Annotated in this window: 15 protein-coding genes; 3 read left to right on the top strand and 12 right to left on the bottom strand. The window is 71.6% G+C overall.

Annotated features, from left to right (window positions below):
- Positions 1–61: 61 nt before the first annotated feature.
- The 12 genes from ACFVVA_RS12970 to ACFVVA_RS12915 form a co-directional block, all read right to left on the bottom strand.
- Positions 62–439 (bottom strand): hypothetical protein, encoded by a 378-nt coding sequence (locus tag ACFVVA_RS12970; protein WP_387688703.1) that lies wholly within the window; start codon positions 437–439, stop codon positions 62–64.
- Positions 440–804: 365 nt separating this feature from the next.
- Positions 805–1,071 carry a hypothetical protein gene (locus ACFVVA_RS12965; RefSeq protein WP_387688701.1) on the bottom strand — a complete coding sequence of 89 codons (267 nt, stop codon included), beginning with the start codon at positions 1,069–1,071 and terminating at the stop codon, positions 805–807.
- A 174-nt stretch (positions 1,072–1,245) separates the two neighbouring features.
- Positions 1,246–1,914, bottom strand: coding sequence for a hypothetical protein (locus tag ACFVVA_RS12960; protein WP_387688699.1), 669 nt, complete (start codon positions 1,912–1,914; stop codon positions 1,246–1,248).
- A 6-nt stretch (positions 1,915–1,920) separates the two neighbouring features.
- Positions 1,921–2,430: a hypothetical protein gene (locus tag ACFVVA_RS12955; protein ID WP_387688697.1), complete on the bottom strand. Its 510-nt coding sequence runs from the start codon at positions 2,428–2,430 to the stop codon at positions 1,921–1,923.
- Positions 2,427–3,209, bottom strand: coding sequence for a ParB N-terminal domain-containing protein (locus tag ACFVVA_RS12950; RefSeq protein ID WP_387688695.1), 783 nt, complete (start codon positions 3,207–3,209; stop codon positions 2,427–2,429). The genes ACFVVA_RS12955 and ACFVVA_RS12950 overlap by 4 nt, the downstream gene beginning before the upstream one ends.
- Before the next feature lie 82 nt (positions 3,210–3,291).
- Positions 3,292–4,818: an ATP-binding protein gene (locus tag ACFVVA_RS12945; protein ID WP_387688693.1), complete on the bottom strand. Its 1,527-nt coding sequence runs from the start codon at positions 4,816–4,818 to the stop codon at positions 3,292–3,294.
- 28 nt (positions 4,819–4,846) lie between these two features.
- A complete protein-coding gene (locus ACFVVA_RS12940) occupies positions 4,847–5,281 on the bottom strand; it encodes a DUF6238 family protein (RefSeq protein WP_387688691.1) in 435 nt (144 codons plus the stop codon).
- A 17-nt stretch (positions 5,282–5,298) separates the two neighbouring features.
- Positions 5,299–6,759, bottom strand: a complete 1,461-nt coding sequence (locus tag ACFVVA_RS12935; RefSeq protein ID WP_387688768.1) for an SCO6880 family protein — start codon at positions 6,757–6,759, stop codon at positions 5,299–5,301.
- A gap of 163 nt (positions 6,760–6,922) precedes the next feature.
- Positions 6,923–8,491: a conjugal transfer protein TrbL family protein gene (locus ACFVVA_RS12930; protein WP_387688689.1), complete on the bottom strand. Its 1,569-nt coding sequence runs from the start codon at positions 8,489–8,491 to the stop codon at positions 6,923–6,925.
- 35 nt (positions 8,492–8,526) lie between these two features.
- Positions 8,527–9,222, bottom strand: a complete 696-nt coding sequence (locus tag ACFVVA_RS12925) for a hypothetical protein (protein ID WP_387688687.1) — start codon at positions 9,220–9,222, stop codon at positions 8,527–8,529.
- Positions 9,223–9,531, bottom strand: coding sequence for a DUF6112 family protein (locus ACFVVA_RS12920; RefSeq protein ID WP_387688766.1), 309 nt, complete (start codon positions 9,529–9,531; stop codon positions 9,223–9,225). It lies immediately after the preceding gene.
- Positions 9,532–9,626: 95 nt separating this feature from the next.
- The gene (locus ACFVVA_RS12915; protein ID WP_387688685.1) at positions 9,627–10,772 is read right to left on the bottom strand and encodes a C40 family peptidase; all 1,146 of its coding nucleotides are present in this window, start codon (positions 10,770–10,772) and stop codon (positions 9,627–9,629) included.
- Between the two features lie 436 nt (positions 10,773–11,208).
- On the opposite strand from ACFVVA_RS12915, the gene ACFVVA_RS12910 reads away from it, so the two are divergent.
- From ACFVVA_RS12910 to ACFVVA_RS12900, 3 genes are all read left to right on the top strand, one after another.
- On the top strand, positions 11,209–11,958 hold the full coding sequence (locus tag ACFVVA_RS12910) for a DNA-methyltransferase (protein WP_387688683.1): 750 nt from the start codon (positions 11,209–11,211) through the stop codon (positions 11,956–11,958).
- Positions 11,959–12,074: 116 nt separating this feature from the next.
- Entirely contained in the window at positions 12,075–12,833 is a 759-nt protein-coding gene (locus ACFVVA_RS12905) for a DUF317 domain-containing protein (protein WP_387688681.1), read from the top strand.
- Complete coding sequence (locus ACFVVA_RS12900) at positions 12,823–13,722, top strand: DUF317 domain-containing protein (protein WP_387688679.1); 900 nt, start codon at positions 12,823–12,825, stop codon at positions 13,720–13,722. Before ACFVVA_RS12905 ends, ACFVVA_RS12900 begins: the two co-directional genes overlap by 11 nt.
- The last annotated feature ends 26 nt before the right edge of the window (positions 13,723–13,748 follow it).

Genomic DNA, 13,748 nt, shown 5'->3' with positions numbered 1-13,748 from the left:
GTCCGGACAGCTGCCGGCGGGCGGGTGCCGCAGGTGGCGAGTTCGGGTTGCCGGGTGGTGCTCATCGCTGCCGGGTGCAGCCGGTCGGGCTCGGGGCCGATTGCGTGGCGGGCACCGGAAGGTGCCGCAGCTCCGCGATGCGGGCCAGCAGGTCGGACTCGGCCTGGTCGCGGGTGGTGGCGGCGTCCTCCAGGATCTCCAGCTGGTCGGACAGGTCGGCGAGCAGTCGGTCGTCGACCCGGCGCTGGCGGTCGCCGCAGATCACGAGCCGTACGCGCTCGAACGCGACGCGGGTCTCGGCTCTCACCAGCGCGCGGTGGGCGTCCAGCACTCGGGCGACGCCGGCCTCCAGACGCACTTCCTCGGCGTGCAGCGCGGCGATGCTGGTACCGACGGCCGCCTCCACGCGGTCGTCCAGACGGGTGAGGCAAGCAGGCAAGGCAACTCCAGAAGAGCAGGGAACGGTTGAAACGACGGACGCCCAGGAGATGAGCTGGGCGAAGACCGAGGACCGTCAGCGGGCCCGACCGGCGGCGGGGTGGGGCAAGCCGGCCAGGTCGTGTGCCCCGGCCGGATCCTCGGTCCCAACGGGACCGGCCGAACGGATGCGGCCGGAGGAAGCCCGTGCTGCTGCGGCCGGCGACGGCGGGGCCGGGATGGGCGCCCGGCGTCCGGGCGACCAGAGTTCGGAGTGGTCGCTGATGAAGGAGGCCGGATTGGTGGTCCAAGGCACCACCGGTCCACGTTCGTAAGTGCTCAGGCCGACCACCTCGATGCCGTCCGGGCGCAGGATGTAGGCCCAGCTCAGATAGGCGGCGGTGTCCTGGGTGACGACGTGCTTTCCAGGGGGCGAGCTTTCCGGGAAGGTGAGGTCGTCGGCGCTGTACTGGTGGAGCTGGGGATGGAGTGCGGGCTGATCAGCTTGGCCCGCACTTCCTCGGGGGCGCCGTCGAGCAGGTCGATGCCGATGTCCCTCCAGCCGATGACAGGGGTGTCGATCAGGTGGTGGGACAGAGCCTCCACGTCACCGCCGAAGCGGTACTGACGGGCGCTCAATATCAGGGGCAGCATGTGCCGGGGTCGCCGTCGTACTGGCAGCCGATGCCCTCGAAGCCGGCGTCGGTCGGACGAGCGATGGCAGAGCGGGTGGACAGGAAGCACTCCCTGGGGGGTTCGCAGAACGGAGGACCCTCCGAGGAGGGTGGCTGGACGCCACTGCCGGGCGGCGCCACTCACCCGGGGACCTCACGGACGAAGCCCGGAGACGGCCCGCGGCGGCACCTTGCGTGAAGACGCAGCCGGCTCCCGGAGAGCGAGCTCGTCGGCGCCCTCGGCGTACCGGGTGGAGCGAGACGCGGAGACCGCGGCTCGAAGCGGTTCTGGCCGGGCGGCGGGGACGGCCAGAGGATGGCCCCAGGCGGCCACTGCCGCATCCAGGTCGGGATACTCCGTGGCACCGAAGAAGCCGGTACCGCCGTCGGTGGTGAAGACCGCCGCACCGTCAGGTGGAAAACTGGTCAGCAGGTGCCGGGGACCGTCCGCCATGCTGAGCTGGGCATGGACCACGAGGCGGCCCGCGATCAGATCCGACGCCAGGTGATGGGCCCAGATCGTCCCGGGCGCACGGGTCACCGTGGGCTCCTCCGGGGCCGGCTGCGTGACGGACTGCTGCTGCTCCGCCTCGGAGTACAGGCGCAGAACGTCGTAGCCGGCCGCGTTCAGCAGGCGGGTGGCTTCGGCGAGGAGCCGCGGGGCTACCGACTTCGCGGTGGTGCGCGGAGTCCGGTGCAGGCCGGTCGCGTCGTCGCGGACGAGCCCGGCGTGCTCCAGCCATTGCCTGCTGGAGCGGTCGACGGACCGAGCGGCGACCGTGTCGAGGGTGGGGTGGACAGCGAAGGTGATGGGTGGGGGCACGTGCGACTACTCCTCGTCGGTGTCCAGGTCCGGGTTGGCGCCCGGGTCGTGGACGTAGCCGAAAACGATCCGCTCCAGCTGGCCGAGCAGCAGGCCGCTGTGGATCCGGAAGGCGTCCAGGCGCTCGGCGACGTAGTCCTGCCGGTCGGCCTCGGCACGCGCGACCCTGGCCAGGTTGCGCGTGGACAGCCGGCCCCATTCCAGGAGGTCGGTCGGTGTGGCGAGTTCCATCCACACCCAGATCCCGGAGCCGAGCTTGAGGATCCCCTGGGGGTGGAACATGCCGGACTTGCGACGGGGGTTGGGGCTGCGGCGCTCTCCCCAGCCGCGCACCAGCCCGTGCACCAGCTTGTCGAGAGCCGCGGACCGGACGGGGGCTTCGAGGCCGGCGTCGGAGATCCGCTTGTGGACCTCCACTTCGAGGTCGCCCTTGCGGAAGCGACCGGTCTCGTCGGTCACGGCGCGGGCGGCGTCCTCGACGATCTCCCACAGCCTCAGCTCGGCGGAGGTGTTCATGCGGCCTCACGCTCCCGCCAGGCCTGGGCCATCTCGGCCAGCGCCGCCATCGCCTGCTCGATCACCTCTCCGGTGACCGCCCGGCCGACCAGCGTGAACTGCTCGTCGTAGAGCGAGACCGTGTCGGTGCCGCGGGCCTGGGCGAGAGGCGGCACCACCTCGCACAGGAACGTGGTTGCGACCCGGCGCCGGCGCACCTCCTCCTCGGCTCGCTCCTTGCGTTCCGTCCACGCCGCCGCCAGGCCCAGTTCGCCCTCGACGACCTTGTCGGCCAGCTCCGGGTCCTCCGTCCGAAGTCGCGCCAGCTGGTTCTCCACGGAATCCGCTTGCGCCTTGGCCTCGCGCGCGGTCTTGTAGGCCTCGTCGAGCCCCAGCGCGCCGCTGATCACCCGGTCCACGAGATCGGGAGCGTGACGTACGACGGTCATGGCCTGCCCGATCCGGCCGAGCGAGACCCCCGCCCTTTCACTGAGTGAACGAGCGGAGAGTTCACCGGGCGAACGGCCGCCTTGTTCAGCGGTCGAACACGACTTCGCGGCAACCATGGCGATCTGTCCCTTGGTCAGGTTGCGGCGACGGATGTTGACCGAGAGGGCGAATGCATCCGGGTCGGGGCCGTCGTAGCTGGCGAACTTTGGCTCGACGCCGGCGATCTCGCAGGCCTTGAGGCGGTTGCGGCCGTCGAGGACTCGGCCGGAGCCGTCGAGCATGACCGGGTGGAACTGGCCGTTGGCCTTGATGTCCTCGGCGAGGGCGAGCAGCTCCTCGTCGTCGAGCATGGGGAAGACGTTGGCGGTGGAGTGGAACTCGATGATGATGTCCTTGAGTTGGTGATGGGGGTCGCCGGTTCTGCGGCGACTGCTAGGCGGCGGCGAGCTGGTCGCGCGGGTCTGCCTTCATGCGACTGTCGGTGTCGTAGAGGCCCCGCTCGGCGGGGTGGAGGAGGTGCTGCACCACGAAGCTCCGCCCGGCGATCTTGTAGAGGCCGCGGCCCCGGGCGAGCGCGGCGATGGCCTGCGTCTCGACACCGGTCAGTCCCAGCAGGCTTGCGGTCGCGGCGAGTTGGTCCGGCTCCTGCCGGTAGATGATTCTGGTCGCGCAGTCCGTAAGCAGGCCTTCGGCCAGGGCTCGGCCGCGCGAGCCGGCGTCGCCGGCCGACAGGAGGTCCGACAGGCGGTGGATCACCAGGAGGTTCGCGATGCCGAGGCCGCGCGAGAGCTTCCACTGCTGCTGCATGCGTTCGAGCAGCGGCAGGTGACGCATGAGCCGCCATGCCTCGTCATATACCACCCACCGCCGCCCGCCGGCGGGGTCGGACAGAGCCGCCTCCATCCAGGCGGAAGCGCAGGTCATCGCCAGGATCAGGCCGGTGTCGTCACCGGCGGACCCGAGCTGGGAGAGGTCGATGCTCAGCATCGGCGCATTGGCGTCGAACTGCACGGTCGACGGTGCGTCGAACATTCCGGCGAGGTCGCCCTGGACGAGGCGCCGCAGGGCGTGGGCGAGGTCCTCGGCGGCCGCGCCGAGGCGGCGGGCGGGGTCACCGAGGGCGTCGTCGAGGCGGCGGGTGTTGCCGAGCATGGCGGCGATGTCGCCGAGCAGCGGCACCCGGACGGTGCGTTCGGCGTCGGCGACGACCTCGTCGAGCGCGATGTCGAGGGCGGTGTGCTCCATCGGGGCCAGGTCGCGGTGCAGCACGGTGCGGGCGAGCGCGCCGAGTAGCAGGAGCCTGCGCTTGCGGACCTCGGCCACCCAGTCGGCGGGGTTCGCTCCCGGCGGGGCGGCGGGGGCGTCCAGGGGGTTCAACCGCCCGCTCATCCCGGGGCCGAGGGCGATGGTCCGGCCGCCGAGTGCCTCGGCGACCCCGCTCCACTCCCCCTTGGGATCGCAGGGGATGTAGACCCGGTAGCCGTGTGCGATGCTTCGCAGCGCAAGGGACTTGGCCAGGGCGCTCTTGCCCATACCGATCACGCCGGCCAGCAGCACGTTCGGATTTGTATAACCTTCAACTTTCCCGTACAGGCTGAACGGGTCGAACGAGAACCCGGCTTCGGCGTGGACGTCGTGGCCGATGTAGATGCCGCCTGCGCCGAGGCCGCCTTCGGCGAGGAAGGGGAAGGCGCCGCTGGCGATGGCGGTGGTCAGCCGGTGCGCCGGGAGCTTGAGCTTGCCGCCGCGGGAGGAGGCCGGGCCGGGGCGTCCGGAGGCCGGGTAGACGGGGCGGGAGTCGAGTTCGTCGACGGTGGTGTCGGCGCGACGGTGCGGCCGGTCGGCGATGCGGGCCTCTCGCTGGGCGGCGACGAGGTCGCGGCGGGCCTGACGCCGCTCGTCGCGGTCGCGGCGGGTGGGGGTGAACAGCGCGCTGGCGCTGGTGGTGCGTATTTGCAAGGGGGAACGTTTCTTCTCGCCGGGCCGGTCAGCGGCAGATCATGCCGGTGGCGGGGGTGTGCAGATCGGTGGGTGTGGTGATCAGCCGGACCCGCTTCGAGGCCGTGAGATGGCGCTGGCAGATGGTCAGCTCCGGTGCGCCCTCCGGTAGACGGAATGCGCACGCTTCGCGGCTGGGCATCCGCCCGTCGGCGCGCGGGGCCGCGTGGTAGGCGGCGTGCAGGTGCTCGGTGCTCTGCCACATCCGGATGCGGGCGTTGTGGAGGTGGTCTCCCTCGGCGGGGGCCTGGGCGCGGGTGCGGACCGTAGCGTGGTCGACCAGTTGGTGGAGTGCGACGGCGTGCTCGTGGAGGGCGTCGAGTTCCTCGCGGGACAGCGGCCAGTCGTCGGCCTGGGCGGTGTCGCGGTGGCAGGCGAGGGAGGCGGTGGCGAACCGGAGGAGGTTCGGCTCGTCGTTGTGCATGGGGAGCCCTTCGGTGGTCAGAGTCGGGCCAGCGGGAGGGCGGCGGCGGTGAAGGCCTCGGCCTGCTGAAGGGTGAGGCGGCGCAGGTCGATCAGGGCGGCGACGGCGGCGGTTTCGACCTGGGCGCACGCGGCGCTGAGCTGGTCGGCGTCGTCCGCGGAGACCACGAGCAGACCGGTCATCGCGACGTCGGAGTGGCCGGCGATCAGCTGCAGTTCACGTGCCTTGACGTCCTGGTACTCGACGGTGTCGGCCTCGGAGTCGACCTGTCCTCGGCGTATGCGCTCGGCCGCGTCCGCGATGATCGTCGCCTTCTTGCGCTGCACGTCCTTGAGTGCGGCGTCCAGGCCCTGGGGGGTGTAGAGGAGTGAGAGCGTGCGCCGGACGCCGGAGGAGTAGAGGAGTTGGTGGAGGAAACCGGCCGAGGTCTCGGTCCTGGGCCACTGCTCGATCCAGAAGACGGCGTGGTGGGCGGAGTCGGTGCGGATCTTATCCGATTCCTCTACCAGGACGACCGGCCCGGCGGCGGCGACGTCGGCCTCGGGGCGGCCGGAGTCGGACCAGCGCTCCAGCGAGCCGAGGACGGCCGGGTCGTAGGCGGTGCGGACGGTGGCGGCGATCTCGCCGGCGGTCAGCCAGCCGCTCGGCGTCAGCCCGGCGCCGCGCACCGACGCGTCGAGGCTGGAGGTGAGCTGAGCCAGGACGGCGAAGGCGCCGCTGAGGCCGCCACCGGCCTGGTTGATCAGGCGACGGGCGGCTCGCAGGTCCAGTGCGATGGCGATGTAGGCCTCGTGGGGGGCGGCGGACGGCCCGGCGGCGGCGAGCAGGTCCTCGTAGATCGCGCCGGCGACCGGGGTGGAGGGCCGGCCGTGCTCCAGCCAGTACCGCTGGAGGGCGTCGCCCGAGTCCGGGACGGTGCGCTCCATCACCTGGATCCGGGCGATCTGGCCCGAGCGCGACAGCGCGGCCAGCGCCCGGCCCCAGCCGGCGACGGCGCCGGCCTGGGTGGACGGGTCGAGGAGGGCGAACGCCCTGCTGCTGACGCGGGTGACGGCGGTGAGGGTGGCCTGCTGCTGGTCGTGGACGGCGCCGAGGCGCCCGTCGGGGGAGGTGACGGCGCGCAGCGAGGCGGCGGTGCCCGGCAGGTGGAGCAGGCCTTCGACGCGGGGACGGGCCGAGGGGCGGGCCAGCCAGACCAGCTGACCGCGGGTACGGCGCAACCAGTAGCGCGAGGCGACGGGGGCCCACTCGGCCAGCGACCGCCCGCGTATTCGGAAGACGACGGCGACGGCCATCAGTACCCACAGCGGAGTGAGGGCGAAAGCGCCAATGATGCCGAGCGTCATCAGGACGGCGAGCAGGACCGCTGCGCCGATCGCGGTGAGGACCAGCTGCGGGAGGGTCAGGCCGAGGAGGATGCCCCGTCGGCTGCGGGCGGGGAACTTGACGGTGGCGGGGGTCTCGCTGGGCGTGCTCAGGAAGGGGGCGCTCTCTGGTGCGGGGGAGGAGGGCGATCCTGTTCCCTCCGGGCCTGGGCGGCCGGAGAGGACAGGATTGTTCTGCAAGTAGGGCGAGGCCTATCGCCCGTCCTCCCCGGGGGCGGCGGGGGAGGGAGAGGAATCGTTCCTGCCGGGCGTTCCGTCAGTCGGAGGGCGGGCCCGAGGGGAAGGTGAACCGCTGGGGGGTGCCGGTGCCCCTCGCCGGACCGGGCGGTGGGGTGATCACCGGACCGAAGGCCTGGGCACCTGTGCTGCCTGCTGGTGCGGGCGAGGCCACCGGCGACGGTGCCGAGGGGGCGCGGGTCGGAGCGGGCGCGGATCCCGGGCTCACGGGTGCTCCGGCCGGGGCCGGTGCGGAGCCGGGAGTCGACAGGCCGGGAGAGCCCGCCGCGGCGTGGGCAGCCGCTGCAGGGCTCGACCCGGCGGACGCGGCAGGAACGGAGGATCCGCCCGAGCCCGTGCCGGAGTCCGAGCCCGTGCCGGAGCCGGTCGGACGGGTGACCAGCGCCCGGCCCTGGTCGCCGTCGCTGCGGTCGGTGTTGGGCCGCTTGACGAGCGGGACGCCTCCGTCGCCGCCGCCGGAACGCTGCTGGCCGTACTGGAAGGACGCGGGCGTCGCCTTGGCGAGCGAGTCGGTGTTCGGACCCTCGGGGCCCCCGCCGCCTCCGCCGCCCTGGCTGGCGCCGACGGACTGCATACCGGGGACCTGCGACGGGCCTGCGGGGCTGCCTCCGGCCATCGCGGCGCCACCCGCTGCTCCGCCGGAGGCGGCGGTCATCGCCATCCGGCCGCCCTTCTTGGCGGTGGCGCTGGCAGTCTGCAGGCCGGCGGCTGCGGACTGGTGGAGCCCGGCGGACTGGCCGTCGCCCGCCCAGTGGACGAACTTGTAGATCATGAACGGGCACAACAGGACGAGCGCCATCACGACGAGGCCGGCGATGATGTCCGACAAGGCCTGGATGCCGTCCTTGGTATCGGAGTTGCCGATCGCCGAGACGCCCACCAGCATGATGATCGTCATCACCAATTTGGAGAAGACCACGGTGGCAGTGGCCTCGACCCAGCGCCTGCGCCAGTCGCGGGTCGGTTCCCACGGGCCTCCGGCGGCGGCGAACGGCGCCAGGATCACCAGGACGAGGATCGACACCTTGCGGAAGATCATCATGCCCCAGTAGAGGATCGCGCCGACGGCGCAGCCGAGCGCGACCAGGGCGGGGACGGCCCAGCCCAGAGGTGAGACGACCGAGATCATCGACACCCGGACGATGCGGCGCACCGCGTCGTCCATGCTGGAGTTGGCGATGGTGAACAGACCGCGGGACAGCGCGTCGACCACCGTCAGGGCGACGCCGGTGAAGGTGATCGCGGTGACGGCGAAGAGGGTGCTGCTGATGGTGGCGGTGACGGCCTGCCCGAGCGCTTGTCCGTCCCGGCGCCACGCCGATCGGACCAGCTGGAACATGAAGGTCATCACCAGCATCACCAGGGCGATGGGCAAGATCAGCGCGTAGTTGTCACGGAACCAACCGGCGCCGAGGTCGACGTTGGTGGTCTTGTCGACGGCGCGGCTGGCCAGGTCGACGGCCGACTTCGCCAGGTCACCGCACGACTTGGCGATCCATTTGCCGATCGATTCCGTGATGCTGTCGGAGACGCCGCCGACGACGAAGTCGCAGACCAACCCCGTGCCCGGAAGATCACAAAAACCCATGGTCTTCTCCTCAAGTAAGAGACGGGAAAGGGGAGTTAGGGGTAGACGGTGGGGGCGACGGCGGCGAGTGCGCAGTCGTTGCCGGGGCGGCACTGGACGGCCAGGGTGATGGCGCGGTCCTCGGCGCCCTGGCCGCCGCCGTCCCAGGTGACGTTGACCTTCGCGGTGACGGTGACGGCGTAGATGTAGGCCTGGGTGAAGGCGGCCGGGTTCTGCTGGATCGCCTTGGTGTAGGTGTCGGGCACGTGGGCGGAGACCTGGCCGGCCGTGGAGGTCTGGCCGTTGTCGCGAAGCCGTGACCACAGCACCGGGTCGGGGACCTGGCCGGCGGCGGAGTCGCCGTCGGCGTACTGGATCTCAGAGGTGAGCCACAGGCGCAGGCCGGACACGAAGTCGGGCTGGGCGACTTTGCGGGAGTCGTACGTCCACAGGGCCTGGGCGAACGCCTCGGCGAACTCGGTGGGGCTGCTCGTGTGTGGGGGGCGAGCGACGATGGCGCCCGTCTCGGCGGGCGGAGTGTTGGCGCGGGGGCCAGCCGGGATGCCGGCCCACGAGCTGGGGCGCGGCGGGGAGGAGGGCTGCGGGTCCGTGCGGGTGGCGTGGCCGCCGCCCGCCAGCCGGGCGAGGAGCCCGGCCAGCAGGCCGGCGACCAGCAGCACGCCCAGCCCGATCAGCAGCCGTCGGCGAAGAGTCGAATCACCGCTGTGGAGAGGGGACTTGGGCTTGGTCACTTACTTGACCTGCGTCCCCAGGGCCGAGAAGAAGGCGACCAGCCCGTTGGCGGCGCCGAGGAGCAGGGCGACACCGGCGGCCACCATGGCGCCCTGCTTGCCCTTCTGTTCGGCGCCGTGGGATCCCGAGTGGTGGCCCCACGCCCAGACCACGCCAGCGACGCAGAGCGCGCCGACGGTCGCGACGACCGCGAAGAGGTTGATGCTGCTCACGACCTGCTTGAGGACACTGAGGCCGGGAAGGCCGCCCTCGGCTGGGGTTACGCCGGGGTCGAAGGCGAGGTCGGTGACCGCCTGGGCGGCAAGGATCAAGGACAAACGTTTCTCCAGAGAGGGGGAGGGCATGCCGGGGCGCACGGCGGCGCCGCACCGGCACGGAGAAGAGAAGAGAGGGGAGGAGGCGCTCAGGTAGCGACTCGGCGGACCGCGATCACGCCGGATTTCCAGGAATTGAAGCTCGCGATGCGCACGACGTCCCCGGTGTGCGGGGCGTGCACGACGAGGCCGTTGCCGATGTACATGCCCACGTGCTCGGGCCCCTGGGAGCCCCGCTCGGTGAACAGCAGGTCGCCGGCGCGCACTTGATCCACCGCGACTGCGGTGCCCTGTTTCACCTGGTCGTAGGTGGTGCGGTCCAGCGTGATCCCGGCGGTCTTGTACGCCTGCTGCATCAGGCTGGAGCAGTCGCAGCGACCCATCGGGTCGGGCCCGTGCGAGTTCGTGCAGGAGCCGCCCCACTGGTAGGGGGTGTTGAGCTGGCCGAGGGCCCAGCGGATCGCCGACTGCACCGCCGAGGAGGCGTCGTTGGGGATTGTGTAGCCCTCGGGGAGCACGCCCGGCGGGATGATGCCCCAGTCGGTGTTGGCGCCCGGGGGCGTGCACGAGCCGGGCGAGGCTCCGGGTGTCGGGGGTGTTCCGACCGCCGGGGCCTTGAGGGCCGCACCGATCGCCTGCTGCAAGGCGCCGGCCAGGGGCTCCCACTGCGCGTACGCGTCGGGGTAGCCGCTCTTCTGCACCTTCTGCGCGGCGACGGTGACCGGGAGGTCCTGCCACCCGGGCACCTTGAGCAGCTCCTTGTAGAACGCGGTGGACGAGTAGACCGGATCCTGTAGCTGGGCCGGGGTGCCCCAGCCCATCGACGGCCGCTGCTGGAACAGGCCCAGCGAGTCGCGGTCGCCGCTGGACAGGTTCCGCAGCCGGGACTCCTGCATCGCGGTGGCGAGCGCGACCACCTGGCCGCGCGGCGGCACTTGGAGGGCGATACCGGTGGCGACGATCGTCTGGGCCATCGGGATCTGCACGGTCGGCAGCTCCAGCCCGGAGACGGGGGCTGTCGGTCCGGCAGCGCCGGACAGGATCAGCTTGACCGCGGCCTGGATCGCGGCAGTGTCCACAGCCTGTGGACCACCGGGCCCGGTGCACGTCCCGCCAGAGCCCTCGCTGCCGCTGTCCCACTTGCCGTCCTTCTGGGAGGCCATGGCGACCGGCAGGATCAGGACGAACGGCGTCAGGAGAACAGCGGCGCCGAGCCCGGCGACGGCCTTCTTCACACCGCCTGCCGCTGCTGCGCGCCCTTCCGGATCAGGCCCGGCGGGCCGTCGGAAGACATGATGAGGCGAAGTCCCGGCAAGGGGAATCTCCGATCGTGGGGGTGTGAAACCGGGGCGCGGAAAGGCGTTCCGGTGCACTGGCGAAAGAGGGGAAGTCGCGGCCGGCCGAGGAATCCGGAGGGGTTCGTGTGCCCCATCCAGCCTGGTCGCGGCGGTTGGCGACGTCTTCGAAGGTATGAGCCGGAATAGCTATCGTGCAAGGAGATCGGAAAAATTCCCGGGAATTTCCGAACTCCTTGCAAAAAAGCCATTCCGGCTTCTACCTTCGAAGGAGGCCCGGTGGCCGCCTGCGCTTCGGGCTCTTTCGATGCGCCAATCGCAGCCGGAATCGACTCGGCGGCGGATCCGCACACCCCCCTGATACCCAAGAGGACATTTGACCGACTACACCCTTCTCCGGGGCGATGCCCTGACCCTCCTGAGCGGCCTGCCGACCGGAGCGGCCGACTGCGTCATCTGCGACCCGCCGTACAACAGCGGCGGGCGCACGACCCAGGAGCGCGTCGGCCGCAGCGCGAAGGCGAAGTACACCACCGCCGGCTCGAAGAACCAGCTCCCCGACTTCCCCGGCGAGAACAAAGACCAGCGCAGCTACGGGTTCTGGCTCTCGCAGCTGCTCGCCGAGTCCTTCCGGCTGACCGTCGACGGCGGCACCGCAGCGGTGTTCACCGACTGGAGGCAGCTGCCGACCACCACTGACGCGCTGCAGGCCGGCGGCTGGACCTGGCGCGGCATCGTGCCCTGGTACAAGCCGGCCGCCCGCCCGCAAAAGGGCCGCTTCACGCAGAACACGGAGTTCGTGGTCTGGGGCTCCAAGGGTGCGATGGACGGCGACCGCAACCCCGTCTACCTCAAGGGCCTGCTGGAAGGCAGCCAGCCCTCGGGCAGCAAGCGTCGGCACATCACGCAGAAGCCCGTCGGCATGATGCGCGATCTGGTCAAGATCTGCCCGCCGGGCGGCAGGATCCTGGACTTCACCGCAGGATCCGGATCGACCGGTGTCGCAGCGCTCCTCGAAGGCCGGAGCTTCCTCGGCATCGAACTGACCGGCCACTACGCGGACATCGCCGAGGAACGCCTCGCCGAGGCCAAGCGCACCGCCGACGCCGGCCAGGACCCGGCGTAGCCGCCGGAGGTACCTGACGGCCTCGGCCGCCACCCCAGGCCGATTCGGCAGAACCCCGGCCCAGCGGCCCCGGACCACCCCGGGGCCGCCTCACCACCCGACGGAGCCACCACCCGATGACGCACACCAATCCGTCCCACGACATGCCGATGGCGGTCTTCCCGGGCTACCTCGCCGGCCCCGGCGAGGACCTCGACACGCTCTTCGCCTTCACCAGGGGGCGAGACGACTGGCTGCTGACCGTGGAGGGCAACAACCTGGTCGCCTGCCACGAGAGCGGGACCGGGCTCGTCATCCTCGACCGGACCGAGGACAGCACCTCCCCCCGGTGGACCGTCGCCTCCGGCCACGGCCGGACAAGCGGCCTCGCCTGGCACGCCACGTTCGACGCAGCCACACCAGCCGAAGTGGTCATGGCCGCGGCCCGCCGCCTCGCCCACGGCACGGGCCAGCCCACCCGCGCCGAACGCGAGCAGCACCTGTGGAGCCACACCTCCCACGCCGACACCCTCGACCTACTCCACACGGAGGCAGCCCGCGCCCGCTGGAGCGCCGGCACTCGGTGTTGCACCTCCACCCTCGACGCACCCGACGGCACCGCCACCCTGCGGACCTACCGCGCCGCCGAAGGCCACGGCGACGCCCGCGACCTCGCCTACACCCTCACCGCCGGCGCCCGCGGCCACCAAGCGACCTGGTGGAAGGCCGAGTTCACTCGCACCGTGCCGACCAGCATCATCATGGCCGCCCTGCGCACCGTCACCGACCCCGGCCGCTACACCCGCCGAGCCTCCCGGATCCCAATGCTCCACCGCGCGTCCCTGCGTACCCACCCAGTGGCCCGACGATGCCCGGAGCCCGCCCTTGGCCGATGACCAGCTCGACCCCAGCAGCGCCCAGGGCGGGCAGCACGTCGTGGTGCGCCCCGGCTACCTCGCGGGGCCCGGCCACCCGGACACCGCCAGCTCGGAGTTCGAGGCCTTCCTCACCGAGCACCAGGGCTGGTCCCGGTACTCCTGCGACGGCGGAGACACCAGCGTCGCCGTCAGCGACTGCCTCACCGGCCGGATCCGGCTCGCCCACGAGCCGGGCGACCGCAACTCGCGTTGGACGGTGGCCGGATACGAATCCGCCGTGGGCGAGCGTGCCTGGCACGCGGACTTCGACCTGGAGACCCCGCACGAGATCGCCCTCGCCGTCGCCGCCGCCTTCTCCCACGCGCTGTCCTACAGCACGTTCGCCGCGAAGGACGAAGTGCTCTGGGGCAGGAACAACACCTGCGAGACTCTGCTGACCCGGATGCGCGCGTGCGACTGGCTGGACGTCAGCACCCCCTCGGAAATGGCGTTCCGGTCGCCCGACGCCACCACCGGGCTGATCCGCTGGGACGGAGGAGCGTTCCACGACGCGCCCTGGAGCCGCGACTACCCGGCCGGGGTCACCCTCTGGGCCCGCAGGACCGGCGACGACCATACGCGAACGGCGTGGCAGGCCCACTTCTCCAAGGACACGCCCACCCGCCTGATCACCGCGGCCCTGGGCCACCTCACCGACCCGCGGTCCAGCCTACGGCGCCTCGTGGAAGTCCCCAGCGCTCACCTCGGCGTGGTGGACGTCCGGCCCTACAAGGGCTCACTGCGATCCGCGGCCGCCACCGCCACCGGGCGCACCACCCTGGCCGACATCCCCGTCGAACGGTGGAACGCCGCAGCCGCCGTAGCAGCACTGGCCGCCGCCACCCGATCAACAGGAAGGACGACCTGAGCACCACCCCGCCCCCCGACACTGGA

This window comes from Kitasatospora sp. NPDC058048, assembly GCF_042885555.1.
In the GTDB taxonomy this organism is placed as follows: Bacteria; Actinomycetota; Actinomycetes; order Streptomycetales; family Streptomycetaceae; genus Kitasatospora; species Kitasatospora lactacystinica.
Note: the sequence above shows the minus strand (reverse complement) of the source record. Positions and strands in the feature narration are given on the sequence as shown.

Excerpts from the sequence above, each read along its gene's own strand:
- ACFVVA_RS12955 (WP_387688697.1), bottom strand. The coding sequence starts at position 2,430 with ATGAACACCTCCGCCGAGCTGAGGCTGTGGGAGATCGTCGAGGACGCC.
- ACFVVA_RS12905 (WP_387688681.1), top strand. The coding sequence starts at position 12,075 with ATGACGCACACCAATCCGTCCCACGACATGCCGATGGCGGTCTTCCCG.
- ACFVVA_RS12950 (WP_387688695.1), bottom strand. The coding sequence starts at position 3,209 with ATGCTCGACGACGAGGAGCTGCTCGCCCTCGCCGAGGACATCAAGGCC.
- ACFVVA_RS12965 (WP_387688701.1), bottom strand. The coding sequence starts at position 1,071 with ATGCTGCCCCTGATATTGAGCGCCCGTCAGTACCGCTTCGGCGGTGAC.
- ACFVVA_RS12930 (WP_387688689.1), bottom strand. The coding sequence starts at position 8,491 with ATGGGTTTTTGTGATCTTCCGGGCACGGGGTTGGTCTGCGACTTCGTC.
- ACFVVA_RS12940 (WP_387688691.1), bottom strand. The coding sequence starts at position 5,281 with ATGCACAACGACGAGCCGAACCTCCTCCGGTTCGCCACCGCCTCCCTC.